The following is a 13533-nucleotide window of genomic DNA, read 5'->3' on the forward strand; positions in this document are numbered from 1 at the left end:
CCAGCGGGCACCACCGTTAACTGCGGGTCATCATCAGCTTACGCAGTTGCGCAAAATCAGCAGGCAGGTGATGAGAAAGCAGCGGCAAGTCCGCGCGTTCCGCCAGCTCTTTTGGCAACGCCAGCGTCAGATCAAGAATCTCTTCAACGCTTTCTTTAAACTTCGCCGGATGCGCAGTACCAAGGAACAGGCCGTACTCGCCAGGGTTCAGTTGGTCACGCAGCGCACGGTAAGCCACCGCCGCATGCGGTTCTGAGGTGTAGCCTATCTCATGTAACTCACGCATGGTGTCCTGAGTCGTGGCATCATCAACGGCGGCATAACCCAGCTCATTCAGACGCCAGATTTTACGGCGGAACAGTTCTTCCACGCGCGGCCAGTTGTTCGGCTGGCTGACATCCATCGCATTCGATAACGTCGCCTGAGTCGCTTTCGGCGCCCACTCACCTTCAGCAAGGAAACGCGGAACCGTATCGTTAACGTTAGTCGCCGCGATAAAACGCTTCACCGGCAAGCCCAGTGATTTCGCCAGCAGCCCGGCGGTCAGATCGCCAAAGTTACCGCTGGGAACAGAAATCACCAGCTGATTCCGCGCCTCTTGCGGTAGCTGAGCCACAGCCTCAAAGTAGTAACAGATTTGCGCCAGCAGACGGCTGATGTTAATTGAATTAGCCGAGTTCAGTCCCAGAGCCACCTTCAGCTCTTCGTCATCAAACGCCTGTTTCACCAGCGCCTGGCAGGCATCAAAATCGCCATCAATCGCTACAGTTTCAATGTTACCGCCCAGCGTACAGAACAGTTTTTCCTGTAATGGGCTGATCTTGCCGTTCGGGTAGAGGATCACCACGCGCACATTTTTCAGGCCATAAAAGGCATGTGCAACCGCCGCGCCGGTATCACCTGAGGTCGCCGTCAGAATGGTTACCGGCTTGTCGCCGCTGATGTGCGTCAGCATTTGCGCCATAAAGCGCCCGCCAAAGTCTTTAAATGCAAGCGTAGGGCCGTGGAACAGTTCCAGACAGCCGACATCTGCGGCAACCTGAGCAACCGGTGCCGGAAAAGCAAATGCAGCACGCACGCGTTTTTCCAGAATTTCCTGAGGGATCTCATCACCAATAAATGCGGACAGGATCTTCGCGCTGCGGCTAACGAAGTCCTGGTTCAGCATCTCATCCACTTCTGTCAGATTGAATTCCGGTAGATCGTGCGGAAAAAACAATCCCTGATTCTTGCCAAGCCCTTGCGTGACGGCCTGCGCAAAGCTGACCTGCTCGTTATGATCTTTCAGATTATACAGTTTCATTGATTATCCCAGTACCCGTGCGCCCGCCGTGTCCAGCCGGCAAATATGAACAAAGCCTTCCTGATTTTGCAGGTAATTTTTACTCAGCCAATCTGCTACGCGCTGCGCCGTATCCGGCTTATCGCACAAGGCGAACAGCGTCGGCCCTGACCCGGAGATCCCGCTGGCCAGCGCGCCAATTTCTGTTACCGCCTGACGCGCCTGACTAAAGCCTGGCAGCAAGCGGGTACGATACGGCTCAGCAATGACGTCCTTCATCAGCTTCGCGGCAAGCCCAGGCTGACGGGAATAGCAGGCATGGATAAATCCAGCCAGATGTCGCCCGTGGGCGATACAGTCCTGACGGCGATACTGCGCAGGTAGAATCGCCCGCGCTTCTGCCGTGGACACTTTAATCCCCGGATACGCCAGTACCCATAGCCACTCATCAAAGCCTGGCACCTGCTGGCTAATAATGCCGTTTTCTTCAATCATTAACTGCATGCCGCCCAAAAAGCACGGGGCAACGTTATCGTAATGAATACTGCCGGAGATACGCCCTTCCAGCTCGCCCATTATCGCCAACAGGCGCGTATCGTTGAGCGGCTTACCGCAGTGTTCGTTCATAGCGACTAACGCCGCCACGACGGAACAGGCGCTGGAGCCTAACCCGGAGCCAATCGGCATATTTTTTTCCAGCGTCATCGCCACCGGAACCGTTTTACCCAGCTCCTGGCAGAATCGCTCCCAACACTGATAGACAATATTTTCGCGCGGCTCTGACGGCAGCTTGTTGGCAAAGCGCCCAAGGTTGTTCAGGCTGAACTGATCAGCCGCCTCAACGGACACCACATCGCCCAACAGCGAACCGTCCACCGGAGTTACCGCCGCACCGAGCACATCAAACCCGACGCTCATATTGGCACTGGAAGCCGGGGCATAAACTCTCACCATGTCAGACTCCTAACTTCCATGAAAGGGTGCGTAGCAGGTCGGCAAAGACGCCCGCTGCCGTCACGTCGTTACCCGCGCCATATCCGCGCAGAACCAACGGTAACGGCTGATAGTAGTGGCTATAGAATGCCAGCGCGTTCTCACCGTTTTTCACTTTAAACAGCGGATCGTTGCCGTCTACTGCATCAATTTTCACGCGACAAACGCCGTCCTCTTCGATATTGCCAACATAACGCAATACTTTTCCCTCATCACGGGCTTTCGCCACGCGCGCGGCAAAGACGTCATCCAGCTGTGGCAATTTCGCCATAAACGCGGATACATCACCGGAATCATCAAACTCTTTTGGCAGAACTGGCTCAATGACCACGTCTGAAAGCTCCAGCTCACGACCGGTCTCACGGGCGAGGATCAGCAGCTTACGTGCCACATCCATGCCGGAAAGATCGTCACGCGGATCGGGCTCGGTATAGCCCATCTCACGCGCCATGGTGGTGGCTTGCGAGAAGCTCATGCCTTCATCCAGCTTGCCGAAAATAAACGACAGCGAGCCGGAAAGAATACCGGAGAAACGCTGCAATTCATCACCTGCGCTGAGCAAGTTTTGCAGATTCTCAATTACCGGCAAGCCTGCGCCCACGTTGGTGTCGTAGAGGAATTTACGCCGGGACTTCGCAGCGGCAAAACGCAGCTGATGGTAGTAATCCATCGACGAGGTGTTGGCCTTTTTGTTCGGCGTAACCACATGGAAGCCTTCGCGCAGGAAATCAGCATACTGATCCGCCACCGCCTGGCTTGACGTACAGTCGACAATCACCGGATTAAGCAGATGATATTCTTTCACCAGGCGAATTAAGCGCCCAAGGTTGAATGGCTCTTTCGCGCTTTCCAGCTCCGACTGCCAGTTCTCCAGATTCAGTCCATGGACGTTGGTCAGCAGAGCCTTCGAATTCGCCACGCCGCACACGCGAAGATCGATATGCTTCTTTTTGAGCCAGGTTTGCTGACGTTTAAGCTGCTCCAGTAGCGCACCGCCCACGCCGCCTACGCCAATCACAAACACTTCAATCACCTGGTCGGTGTTGAACAGCATTTGATGGGTCACGCGAACGCCGGTGGTCGCGTCGTCGTTGTTCACCACCACTGAAATAGAACGCTCAGACGAACCCTGGGCGATCGCCACGATATTGATGTTCGCGCGAGCCAATGCGGCAAAGAATTTCGCCGAAATGCCACGCAGAGTACGCATACCATCGCCAACAACAGAGATGATAGCCAGACGCTCAGTCACCGCCAGCGGCTCCAGCAGGCCTTCTTTCAGTTCGAGGTAGAATTCATCCTGCATGGCGCGTTGCGCACGCGCGCAGTCGCCCTGCGGGACGCAGAAGCTGATGCTGTATTCGGAAGAGGATTGGGTGATCAGCACTACCGAAATGCCCGCACGCGACATTGCGGCAAAAACGCGTGCCGCCATACCCACCATGCCTTTCATTCCTGGGCCAGAAACGCTAAACATCGCCATGTTATTGAGATTAGAAATACCTTTTACCGGCAAATCGTCGTCATCACTGCTGGCGCCAATCAACGTGCCAGGCGCTTGTGGATTGCCGGTATTTTTAATCAGGCAAGGGATCTGGAACTGGGCAATAGGGGTAATGGTGCGCGGGTGCAGCACTTTGGCGCCGAAGTAAGAAAGCTCCATCGCTTCCTGATAAGACATCGACTTCAGCAGTCGGGCGTCGGGTACCTGACGCGGATCGCAAGTATATACGCCGTCAACATCGGTCCAGATCTCACAACAATCCGCGCGCAAACAGGCGGCCAGTACGGCGGCAGAGTAGTCGGAGCCATTACGCCCCAGCACCACTAACTCACCTTTCTCATTCCCGGCGGTAAATCCGGCCATCAAAATCATGTGGTCCGCAGGAATACGGCTGGCGGCAATGCGGCGCGTAGATTCGGCGATATCAACGGTAGATTCGAGGTAATGGCCGACTGCCAGCAATTTCTCCACCGGATCGATGACCGTCACGTTGTGCCCGCGCGCTTCCAGCAGGCCTGCCATGATGGCGATCGACATTTTTTCGCCACGGCAGATAAGCGCGGCATTGATGCTGTCCGGGCACTGTCCCAACAGGCTGATGCCATGCAGGACGTGTTTAATCTGGGCAAACTCTTGTTCAACAAAGGCTTTGAGCGGAGCCAACGGAAAACCCGGCTGCGCGGCGGCCAAACCCACCAATAGCTCAGAGAAAATACGTTCGGCGTCGCTGATATTGGCTAAAGCATCCTGACCACCGATGGTCTTCTCAATCATCGCCACCAGATGGTTGGTAATTTTTGCGGGGGCAGAGAGCACGGTCGCGACCTGCCCCTGTCTGGCATTGCTTTCCAGAATATCGGCAACCCGCAGAAAGCGCTCTGCATTTGCCACTGATGTACCGCCGAACTTCAACACTCGCATGGTTTACCTCATTGCCTTTGGTCGAAAAAAAAGCCCGCACTGTTTAGGTGCGGGCTTTTTCTTGTGTTTCCTGTACGCGTCAGCCCGCACCGTTACCTGTGGTAATGGTGATGGTTGTGGTAATAGTGATGCTGATGCGTTTCATGATGTTGTGTGCTCTGTAATTATTATCTGTCTGTCTTGTATTCTTTTAGGGTTAAAGTATCTGCTGACCTAAGTCAATAAATTTTTAAATTGATCACATTCCGAAACTTGTTCATGAGCGACTGCTTGCCCTTTTACTTTCAACCAATACAGCATGTCTCGCCCACTTGAAACCAGAGCAAAACACTGCACAACAAACATTGATCAAAACTTTATTTTGTTAGATTTTTTTCTATATCATGTAAAAAACGGTGCAACATTGCCGTGTCTCGCTGCTCTAACAGACCCATTCGCTGTTGCAGCCAGTCCGTCAACTTAATGTCGTCAGAAACGTTCAGCGTGGCTAATAAACGCAAAACACGTTCGCGCAATGCCTGTAGCTGATGCTCATCCGTCATCTCAATGTTTCTGGCCGGTTGTTGTATTAAACCTGCTAATTGATAGCAATACACCATCACCGCCTGCCCCAAATTGAGTGATGGATAGTCAGCCACCATCGGTACCCCGGTGAGGACATCCGCCAGAGCCAATTCTTCGTTGGTCAGCCCCGAATCTTCACGACCAAAAACCAGCGCGGCGTGATCCATCCACGTTGATTTTTCCTGCAACAGGGGAACCAGTTCGACCGGCGTAGCGTAATAATGAAACTTCGCGCGGCTGCGCGCCGTGGTCGCGACGGTAAAATCCACGTCGTGAAGCGCCTCGGCTAACGTTGGAAAAACGTTAATATTATCAATAATATCACCCGACCCATGCGCAACCCATCGCGTGGCAGGTTCCAGGTGGGCCTCGCTGTCAACGATCCGCAACTGAGTGAATCCCATGGTCTTCATCGCACGGGCTGCCGCACCAATATTTTCCGCTCTGGCGGGGGCAACCAGAATAATTGTTAAACGCATTTCGATACTCTTTTGGCCTGTGTGCAGGTAATAATGTGACGTGCATCAACATATTACGCAGCGCGAATTTACATATTTTTAACAGAAATCACTGAAAAAGCATTTCGCATCCGGTAAAAAATGCTAAACTATTTCCAGACTGAACTATTGCCCTTTATGTTAACAAAAGTTGCATATCCTTCTGTTTATCCATGATAATTTAATTTAAAATGGATCGCATTGGTTGGATTCATTACATTTATTAATTAGCGCGTGCAACTAGTTGTAATATTGCAATTTTGTGATGAAAGCAAACATTTGGATACGTTGATTTCATCAAACTGTTAACGTGCTACAATTGAACTTGATATATGTCAACGAAGCGTAGTTTTATTGGGTGTCCGGCATGTCTTAGCCTGTTATGTTGCTGTTAAAATGGTTAGGATGACAGCCGTTTTTGACACTGTCGGGTCCAGAGGGAAACTACCCACGACCAAGCTAATGATGTTGTTGACGTTGATGGAAAGTGCATCAAGAACGCAATTACGTACTTTAGTCATGTTACGCCGATCATGTTAATTTACGGCATGCATCAGGCAGGTCAGGGACTTTTGTACTTCCTGTTTCGATTTAGTTGGCAATTTAGGTAGCAAACATGCAGACCCCGCACATTCTTATCGTTGAAGACGAGTTAGTAACACGCAACACGTTGAAAAGCATTTTCGAAGCAGAAGGCTATGATGTATTCGAAGCGACAGATGGCGCGGAAATGCATCAGATTCTCTCTGAATATGACATCAACCTTGTGATTATGGATATCAATCTGCCTGGGAAAAATGGCCTCCTGTTAGCGCGCGAACTCCGCGAACAAGCTAACGTTGCGCTGATGTTCCTGACGGGCCGTGATAACGAAGTCGATAAAATTCTCGGCCTCGAAATCGGCGCAGACGATTACATCACCAAGCCGTTTAACCCGCGCGAACTGACTATCCGTGCTCGTAACCTGCTGTCGCGTACCATGAACCTGGGTACCGTCAGCGAAGAACGCCGTAGCGTCGAGAGCTACAAGTTCAATGGCTGGGAGCTGGACATCAACAGCCGCTCTCTGATTGGTCCTGATGGCGAGCAGTATAAACTGCCACGCAGCGAATTCCGCGCCATGCTTCACTTCTGTGAGAATCCGGGCAAAATCCAGTCTCGCGCAGAACTGCTGAAAAAAATGACCGGTCGCGAACTGAAGCCGCATGACCGTACCGTTGACGTGACTATCCGCCGCATTCGTAAACATTTCGAATCAACGCCGGATACGCCAGAAATCATCGCCACCATTCACGGGGAAGGCTACCGTTTCTGCGGCGACCTGCAGGATTAATTCGATCCTCACAGGTAAAAAAACGGCGCAATATGCGCCGTTTTTCATTTCACCACAACCCTATTTCCATAAGCGAAACTCGTCACTCTGCGCAGGCTGAGACTCCGGAATTTCTGTCGGCTTTGGTTTTGGCTGTGCCAGCGAGTGCCAGTCAAGATGACGCGTCAGGAACATCACGCCACACAACGCGACCAACAGCACGCCGGTTCCCAGCAGTAAAGAGCTGTCCTGTGAACGGAGCAACACCCACATCACACCATCCAGCCCCAGCAGCGCTACGGTGAACAAAATACTCTTAAGCCAACCCTGTAATATCGCCTGCAGATACACACCGTTCATCAACGCCCCCACCAGACTCGCCGTAATCCACGCGGCGGTAAAACCAATATGTTCTGACAACGCCAGCAGCAACAGATAAAACATCACCAGCGATAATCCCACCAGCAGGTACTGCATCGGGTGCAGTCGAAGGCTGGTCATGCTTTCAAGAACAAAGAAAGACATAAAGGTCAGCACAATCAGCAAAATGGCATATTTTGTCGCCCTGTCCGTCAGTTGGTATTGATCCGCAGGCGTGGCGACAGCGACGCTAAATGCAGGCATTCCCTCCCAGCCAATCTTTTCGCCATCAAAGCGTTCGCCGAGGTTATTGGCAAACCAACTGCTTTGCCACTGTGCATTGAATCCAGACTCACTGATTTCGCGCTTAGCCGGAAGAAAATCCCCAAGAAAGTTGGGATGCGACCAATTGCTGGTTAAGGTCATTTCACTGTTACGGCCAACCGGAACAACGGAGAAATCTCCTGTTCCGCTCAAATTCAGCGACAGCGTCATGCTCAGGTTTTGCTCCGCCCAGCTCGCGTCGGGTAACGGAATGTGGATCCCCTGCGCACGTCCATCCAACCCCGTCCCCGGCTCAACCGCCAGCGACGTTCCATTGACCTGCGGCGCTTGCACCACACCAATCCCGCGCGCATCCCCCACGCCAACCACGATAAACGGTTTGCCGACGCTGACGTTGGGATGGTTTAAATCACGCAAACGTTCAGCGTTAAACTCGGCCTTCACCGAGATATCGTTGTGCCAGACCTGGCCCTCATAAATACCGATTTTACGCGCTTCAACGTTCTGACTCCCCTCAACCACCAACGACTCCGGCAGCCAGAAATGGATATAGCTTCGCTTACGCTGGATCTCTTTGCCATCCTCCAGCGAGGTATAAAGCTCTGTCACCGGAATGGCTATCAACGGGCCGACCATCTTTTGCGGTCCGCTGGTGCTCTGGCGGATTGCATCTTCAACGTCATTGCGATAATCCGATCGCTCTACGATTATCTGCCTGACCATTGTCAGGGGAATTAACAGCAGCAGCATGGCGCCACCCAGAGTGACGATTTTCCAGAACAGGGGTGATTTCAACATAGCGTTCTCCTTTGCAATATCAGCAAGGTAGAACAGCTATGTGCGGAGAATTTGAAGTTATGTGAAGTGACGGTGAAGCGTAAACGAAGCTTGTGCACCGCCTTCTGGTCGGTTAGATAATGTCACCGCGCCTTCATGCAGTCGTGCAACTTCACTGACAAACGCCAGCCCCAAACCGCTGCTCTTGTGTCCATTCTCGCGGGGCAGCGAGTAGAAGCGCTCAAAAATACGCGGCAACGCAAAGTCAGGGATCCCGCTACCGCTGTCGGTAACCTGCAACGTGACCCGATCCTCGTGCTGATGTGCACTCAGAACAATCGTCCCGTCCTGTGGCGTAAAGTCGATAGCGTTGTCGAGTAAATTCCCCAATGCCTGCTCCAGTAACGCGGGATCGGCTGCGACGCTAAGCGATGAAGGCAGAATGGTCAGCGTGATGTTTTTTGCCGCCAGCTGCACGCTACGCGCCTCTTTAAGCTGAGCAAACAGCGCATCTACCGCCACTGGCGTCAACGTAATGTCCTGCCGATTCTCCAGTCGCGCCTGACGTAACAAGGTTTCAACCAGCGCCTGCATGCGCGCATTTTGCGTCAGAATATTATCGGTAAAGCGCGCTACCACGTTTGGCGGCGGACCTTCGCGCAGTATCTCCGCCGCGCCACGAATGGCCGCCAGCGGGCTTTTCAGCTCATGGGTTAACGCGTAGACATACTGCTCAATGTAGTTCTTGCCTTCGAGCTTCAGACGCATACTTTCCAGCGCCTGCGCCAGTTTGCGTAACTCGCTACTGCCTAAATCAGGCAGTGGGACGGGACGATTCTCAGTAACGGAATCGGCATAACGCGCCAGCCGGGCAATGGAGCGGTTTATCCACCATACCATCCCGAAGCCAATCACCAGGGCAATACCCAGCAATACGGCGCTGGCCCACAGCATTCGCCGTTCACTGCGTTTAATCACCGGCGCCATCGCTGCATTTGGTTTGCCGACACTGAGCACACCGATAATACGACCACCGTCTACAATCGGCGCGGCAACGTACATCACCGAGCTTTCCGGATCATCCGGGTTTAGCGGCGTACTACGAGCGCCATACTGCCCACGTAACGTTAACCACACGTCGTTCCAGCGGGAGTAGTCCTGACCGACGGCCTGGTTAGCTGAATCAAACACCACCTTGCCCTGCGCGTCCGTCATGTAGACATGGTATTCATTACGTACTTTGTTAATGCCGCTGATATTGGCGCGGAATGGGCGGTTATGCAGTTGCGAAAAGGCCTGCGCCAGCTTGCCGTTGGTGGGGGTGTCAGAGAGTAAGTCATCACGCGCCAGCGCAGCCAGCAGCGTGGCGGTATCAATCAATGAGCCTTCAGTCGCTCGACGGACGCCTGGCTTAATTTCCTGCACAAAGATCGACAGAACGAACCAGGCAGCGACGGCAACAATCAGAAAATAGCCGAGCAGCAAACGCATGCCAATGCGCATCAGACGCTCCTCAGGCTGTATCCCATACCGCGATGCGTATTGATGGGGGAAAGCTCGGGGTTGATGGCCCGCAGCTTGGCGCGCAGCGTTTTGATGTGGGTATCGACCGTTCTGTCAAAGGTATCCTGCGCATCGGCCCAGACTAAATCCATCAGTTGTTGGCGGGAGTAAATACGTCCCGGCGACATCAGCAGTGTTTTCAGCAGCAGGAATTCATAGCGCGTCAGGTTCAACGGCATGCCGAACCAGGTAATCTGCGCGGCCAGCTCATTAAGTTCAAAATCCCCACAGCGCGTTGTCAATGAAGGCGTGGAGAATTTTTGCACCCGCCGCAGCAGCGTACGCACACGAGCGCACACTTCACGCGGCGAGAAAGGCTTGGCAACATAGTCATCCGCGCCAATTTCCAGCCCCAACAGGCGATCCACTTCATCGCTGCGTGCGGTCAGAAACAGGATCGGCAACGCCGGGTGGCGTTCAAGTAAACGTCGGCACAGTTCAAAACCGCTTATATCCGGTAGCCCGACATCCAGAATGATGGCATCAGGGCATTGCTGGCGAGACTTCTCCAGCACGGGAAATCCGCGCTCAAACGCCTCTACGCTAAACCCCTCTTGCTGCAGCATGTAGATAAGCGTATCAGCGATTCCCTGCTCATCCTCAACCAACCAGATCAACGGCTGTTGCATTGTGCTTCCTTGTTATTGCCGCCACGGCATGATGGGTACCGCGCTAATGGCATTTTTGGGCGATCCATCGACGACTTTATCTGAATAAGCCAGATAGGCCAGCGCATTACGTTTCGCATCGTAAAAACGCACGACCTGTAAAGATTTAAACACCAGCGAGGTACGTTTTTTAAATACCACTTCGCCCTGAGCTTTACCGTTCTTGATTCTGTCGCTCAGTTCTACCGGCCCAACCTGCTGGCAGGAAATGGCGGCATCGGAGGTATCTTCCGCCAGCCCCAGACCACCTTTGATGCCGCCAGTCTTCGCCCGACTCACGTAGCAGGTCACGTTGGTAACATCCGGATCGTCAAACGCTTCGACCACAATTTTATGATCCGGGCCGAACATTTTGAACACCGTATCGACAGATCCAATCTGCTCCGCATGGGCAACCTGCGCCAACATCAGCAGAATTGAGGAAATGACTAAGCTCTTATATTTCATATTGTTACCATTTTTAAAAGTTACTCTGTGCAATTATTCGACATTCTAAGATAAAACGTATACAGATCACAGGATTACAATAATCACGCTTTCGTATGTCCGAAAAAAGCATTTATGAGCAAAAAAAACACTGAATGCTAAAACAGCAAAAAATGCTATTATCCTCATACCTGACGTCAGGTACTCGTTGTTGAAAGGATGAGGATATTTTATGGATCAGGCTGGCATTATTCGCGACCTATTAATCTGGCTGGAAGGTCATCTGGATCAGCCTTTGTCGCTTGACAATGTGGCGGCAAAAGCGGGCTATTCCAAGTGGCACCTGCAGAGAATGTTTAAGGACGTGACGGGCCATGCTATTGGCGCCTATATCCGCGCCCGTCGTTTATCGAAATCTGCAGTGGCGCTGCGCCTGACTGCGCGCCCAATTTTAGATATTGCGCTGCAATATCGCTTCGACTCTCAACAAACTTTTACTCGCGCGTTCAAGAAACAGTTTTCCCAAACGCCTGCTCTGTATCGTCGCTCCCCGGAATGGAGTGCGTTTGGTATTCGCCCGCCAATGCGACTGGGTGAATTTGCGATGCCTGCGCACGAGTTTGTCACCCTGGAAGATACGCAACTACTCGGCACCACGCAAAGCTATTCCTGCTCGCTGGAACAGATTTCAGATTTCCGTCATGAAATGCGTATTCAGTTCTGGCGCGACTTCCTCAGTCAGGCTCCTGCGATCCCGCCAGTCCTGTACGGGCTTAACGAAACGCGTCCGAGCATTGAAAAAGATGACGAGCAGGAAGTGTTTTACACTACTGCACTGACGCCGGAACAGGCCAATGGCTATGTGCCGTCGGCGCAGCCTATCCTGTTACAGGGTGGCGAGTACGTGATGTTTACCTACGAAGGGCTGGGAACCGGCGTGCAAGAGTTTATCCTGACGGTTTACGGCACATGCATGCCAATGCTGAACCTGACGCGCCGTAAAGGACAGGATATCGAGCGATACTACCCGGCAGAAGATGCCAAAGCGGGGGATCGCCCGATCAACCTGCGCTGCGAATTCCTGATTCCGATTCGCCGCTAGCGCTGTAGTTCATCCAACGCAGGGGCGTCCAGATGTGAGATGTCCCCTGCCGTTTCAACGACCCATCCCGGCGCCAGCCATAAGCTTTCCTGGTAATCAACGCGAGAAATAGAACAGTTGCGCAGACGCAAGCGACGTTCAGCCCATGCCGGTAATCCAAGAATTGTACTCACCAGGCAACCCAGCGCGATACCGTGACTGACCAACAGCGGACGACTTCCCGGCGGCAATTCCAGACAGGATGCCAGCGCTGCGTTGACGCGATCGCTCAATTCCTGCATCGATTCCCCTTCCGGGATACGACCATCCACCGTACCGTTCACCAACTGGCGACGCCAGCCCTCTTCCTCCGGCGTCAGCGTATCGATGTGACGTTTTTCCAGCACACCCATATTTAGCTCGCGCAGACGGGAGTCATAGGTGATATCACAGCCACAGGCCTGGGCGATGATTTCTGCGGTGCGTCGTGTACGACCAAGATCGCTACTGATGACATGCGTAATACCAAACGAGCGAGCGCGTTCACCCACCTGCATGGCTTGCTGTTCACCTTTAGCGGTTAGTGGGCTGTCTGACTGGCCTTGAATACGTCGCTCGGCGTTCCACTGCGTTTCGCCATGGCGAACAAGGTATACCTGTAACATGCTTTTTTTCCGTTATATACTCGTCATACTTTGAGTAGACTCTGCGATGAATTTTCAAACTGAGCTTAATTATGCACAAGGTTATCTCTGCGACCACCAATCCTGCCAAAATTCAGGCAATTCTGCGGGCATTTGAAGAGATTTTCGGGGAAGGATCCTGCCATATTGAACCCGTCGCCGTCGAGAGTGGCGTGCCGGAACAACCTTTCGGAAACCAGGAAACGCGCACTGGCGCACGAAATCGCGTTGATAACGCTCGCCGCCAGCACCCGCAGGCTGATTTCTGGGTCGCCATTGAAGCAGGAATTGACGACGATGCCACCTTCAGTTGGGTGGTGATTGATAACGGCCACCGGCGCGGTGAAGCCCGTTCAGCCACGCTGCCATTGCCTACTGTCATTCTCGACAGAGTCCGCAAAGGTGAAGCACTCGGCCCGGTGATGTCGGACTATACAGGTATTGATGAGATTGGCCGTAAAGAGGGCGCAATCGGCGTCTTTACCGCAGGTAAGCTGACGCGCTCGAGCGTGTACCATCAGGCGGTGATTCTGGCGCTCAGCCCGTTTCATAACGCGGTGTATTTATAGCATTGTGCCGGATGTTTAATCGTAGGCCGGATAAGGCAAAGCCACATC

The 13533-nt window shown here is 52.8% G+C and carries 14 protein-coding genes and 1 other annotated feature; of the genes, 3 read left to right on the top strand and 11 right to left on the bottom strand.

Annotation, left to right across the window (positions count from 1 at the left end; translation table 11 throughout):
* Positions 1–16: 16 nt before the first annotated feature.
* The 6 genes from thrC to yjjY all read right to left on the bottom strand — a co-directional run bounded on the left by thrC (position 17) and on the right by yjjY (position 6282).
* Positions 17–1303: a threonine synthase gene (thrC, locus tag SK39_RS07950; protein WP_003018980.1), complete on the bottom strand. Its 1287-nt coding sequence runs from the start codon at positions 1301–1303 to the stop codon at positions 17–19.
* A gap of 3 nt (positions 1304–1306) precedes the next feature.
* Positions 1307–2236 carry a homoserine kinase gene (gene thrB / locus SK39_RS07955; protein WP_003018982.1) on the bottom strand — a complete coding sequence of 310 codons (930 nt, stop codon included), beginning with the start codon at positions 2234–2236 and terminating at the stop codon, positions 1307–1309.
* A gap of 1 nt (position 2237) precedes the next feature.
* On the bottom strand, positions 2238–4700 hold the full coding sequence (thrA, locus tag SK39_RS07960; protein WP_003018985.1) for a bifunctional aspartate kinase/homoserine dehydrogenase I: 2463 nt from the start codon (positions 4698–4700) through the stop codon (positions 2238–2240).
* 23 nt (positions 4701–4723) lie between these two features.
* Positions 4724–4850, bottom strand: a sequence feature (Thr leader region).
* Entirely contained in the window at positions 4780–4845 is a 66-nt protein-coding gene (gene thrL / locus SK39_RS25575; RefSeq protein WP_032337689.1) for a thr operon leader peptide, read from the bottom strand. It overlaps the preceding feature by 66 nt.
* A gap of 206 nt (positions 4851–5056) precedes the next feature.
* On the bottom strand, positions 5057–5743 hold the full coding sequence (locus SK39_RS07965) for a tRNA/rRNA methyltransferase (RefSeq protein WP_003018988.1): 687 nt from the start codon (positions 5741–5743) through the stop codon (positions 5057–5059).
* A gap of 398 nt (positions 5744–6141) precedes the next feature.
* Complete coding sequence (yjjY, locus tag SK39_RS27080; protein ID WP_042998021.1) at positions 6142–6282, bottom strand: YjjY family protein; 141 nt, start codon at positions 6280–6282, stop codon at positions 6142–6144.
* A 95-nt stretch (positions 6283–6377) separates the two neighbouring features.
* Between yjjY and arcA the strand changes: the two genes are divergently transcribed.
* Positions 6378–7094 (top strand): two-component system response regulator ArcA, encoded by a 717-nt coding sequence (gene arcA / locus SK39_RS07970; RefSeq protein WP_001194359.1) that lies wholly within the window; start codon positions 6378–6380, stop codon positions 7092–7094.
* A gap of 60 nt (positions 7095–7154) precedes the next feature.
* Here arcA and creD read toward each other — a convergent pair whose 3' ends face one another.
* From creD to creA, 4 genes are read right to left on the bottom strand one after another with little or no spacing between them, the layout of a single operon-like run.
* The gene (gene creD, locus SK39_RS07975; RefSeq protein ID WP_003845640.1) at positions 7155–8516 is read right to left on the bottom strand and encodes a cell envelope integrity protein CreD; all 1362 of its coding nucleotides are present in this window, start codon (positions 8514–8516) and stop codon (positions 7155–7157) included.
* Positions 8517–8573: 57 nt separating this feature from the next.
* Positions 8574–9998, bottom strand: a complete 1425-nt coding sequence (creC, locus tag SK39_RS07980) for a two-component system sensor histidine kinase CreC (protein WP_032937487.1) — start codon at positions 9996–9998, stop codon at positions 8574–8576.
* Entirely contained in the window at positions 9998–10687 is a 690-nt protein-coding gene (gene creB / locus SK39_RS07985) for a two-component system response regulator CreB (RefSeq protein WP_044713001.1), read from the bottom strand. Before creB ends, creC begins: the two co-directional genes overlap by 1 nt.
* A gap of 12 nt (positions 10688–10699) precedes the next feature.
* The gene (gene creA / locus SK39_RS07990; protein WP_003018998.1) at positions 10700–11173 is read right to left on the bottom strand and encodes a protein CreA; all 474 of its coding nucleotides are present in this window, start codon (positions 11171–11173) and stop codon (positions 10700–10702) included.
* A 211-nt stretch (positions 11174–11384) separates the two neighbouring features.
* Here creA and robA point away from each other — a divergent pair, with 211 nt between their 5' ends.
* Positions 11385–12254, top strand: a complete 870-nt coding sequence (gene robA, locus SK39_RS07995; RefSeq protein ID WP_003837295.1) for an MDR efflux pump AcrAB transcriptional activator RobA — start codon at positions 11385–11387, stop codon at positions 12252–12254.
* Here the strand turns inward: robA and gpmB are convergent.
* On the bottom strand, positions 12251–12898 hold the full coding sequence (gene gpmB / locus SK39_RS08000) for a 2,3-diphosphoglycerate-dependent phosphoglycerate mutase GpmB (RefSeq protein ID WP_003019006.1): 648 nt from the start codon (positions 12896–12898) through the stop codon (positions 12251–12253). The two genes, robA and gpmB, sit on opposite strands and share 4 nt — an antisense overlap.
* A gap of 71 nt (positions 12899–12969) precedes the next feature.
* Between gpmB and yjjX the strand changes: the two genes are divergently transcribed.
* A complete protein-coding gene (yjjX, locus tag SK39_RS08005; protein ID WP_016149519.1) occupies positions 12970–13485 on the top strand; it encodes an inosine/xanthosine triphosphatase in 516 nt (171 codons plus the stop codon).
* The last annotated feature ends 48 nt before the right edge of the window (positions 13486–13533 follow it).

Source organism: Citrobacter sp. BIDMC107 (assembly GCF_001037575.1).
Taxonomy (GTDB): Bacteria; Pseudomonadota; Gammaproteobacteria; order Enterobacterales; family Enterobacteriaceae; genus Citrobacter; species Citrobacter freundii.

What these genes read in the sequence shown, in the direction of transcription:
- thrC (WP_003018980.1), bottom strand. Translation starts at nt 1,303, where the DNA reads ATGAAACTGTATAATCTGAAAGATCATAACGAGCAGGTCAGCTTTGCG.
- thrB (WP_003018982.1), bottom strand. Translation starts at nt 2,236, where the DNA reads ATGGTGAGAGTTTATGCCCCGGCTTCCAGTGCCAATATGAGCGTCGGG.
- thrA (WP_003018985.1), bottom strand. Translation starts at nt 4,700, where the DNA reads ATGCGAGTGTTGAAGTTCGGCGGTACATCAGTGGCAAATGCAGAGCGC.
- SK39_RS07965 (WP_003018988.1), bottom strand. Translation starts at nt 5,743, where the DNA reads ATGCGTTTAACAATTATTCTGGTTGCCCCCGCCAGAGCGGAAAATATT.
- yjjY (WP_042998021.1), bottom strand. Translation starts at nt 6,282, where the DNA reads ATGACTAAAGTACGTAATTGCGTTCTTGATGCACTTTCCATCAACGTC.
- arcA (WP_001194359.1), top strand. Translation starts at nt 6,378, where the DNA reads ATGCAGACCCCGCACATTCTTATCGTTGAAGACGAGTTAGTAACACGC.
- creD (WP_003845640.1), bottom strand. Translation starts at nt 8,516, where the DNA reads ATGTTGAAATCACCCCTGTTCTGGAAAATCGTCACTCTGGGTGGCGCC.
- creC (WP_032937487.1), bottom strand. Translation starts at nt 9,998, where the DNA reads ATGCGCATTGGCATGCGTTTGCTGCTCGGCTATTTTCTGATTGTTGCC.
- creB (WP_044713001.1), bottom strand. Translation starts at nt 10,687, where the DNA reads ATGCAACAGCCGTTGATCTGGTTGGTTGAGGATGAGCAGGGAATCGCT.
- creA (WP_003018998.1), bottom strand. Translation starts at nt 11,173, where the DNA reads ATGAAATATAAGAGCTTAGTCATTTCCTCAATTCTGCTGATGTTGGCG.
- robA (WP_003837295.1), top strand. Translation starts at nt 11,385, where the DNA reads ATGGATCAGGCTGGCATTATTCGCGACCTATTAATCTGGCTGGAAGGT.
- gpmB (WP_003019006.1), bottom strand. Translation starts at nt 12,898, where the DNA reads ATGTTACAGGTATACCTTGTTCGCCATGGCGAAACGCAGTGGAACGCC.
- yjjX (WP_016149519.1), top strand. Translation starts at nt 12,970, where the DNA reads ATGCACAAGGTTATCTCTGCGACCACCAATCCTGCCAAAATTCAGGCA.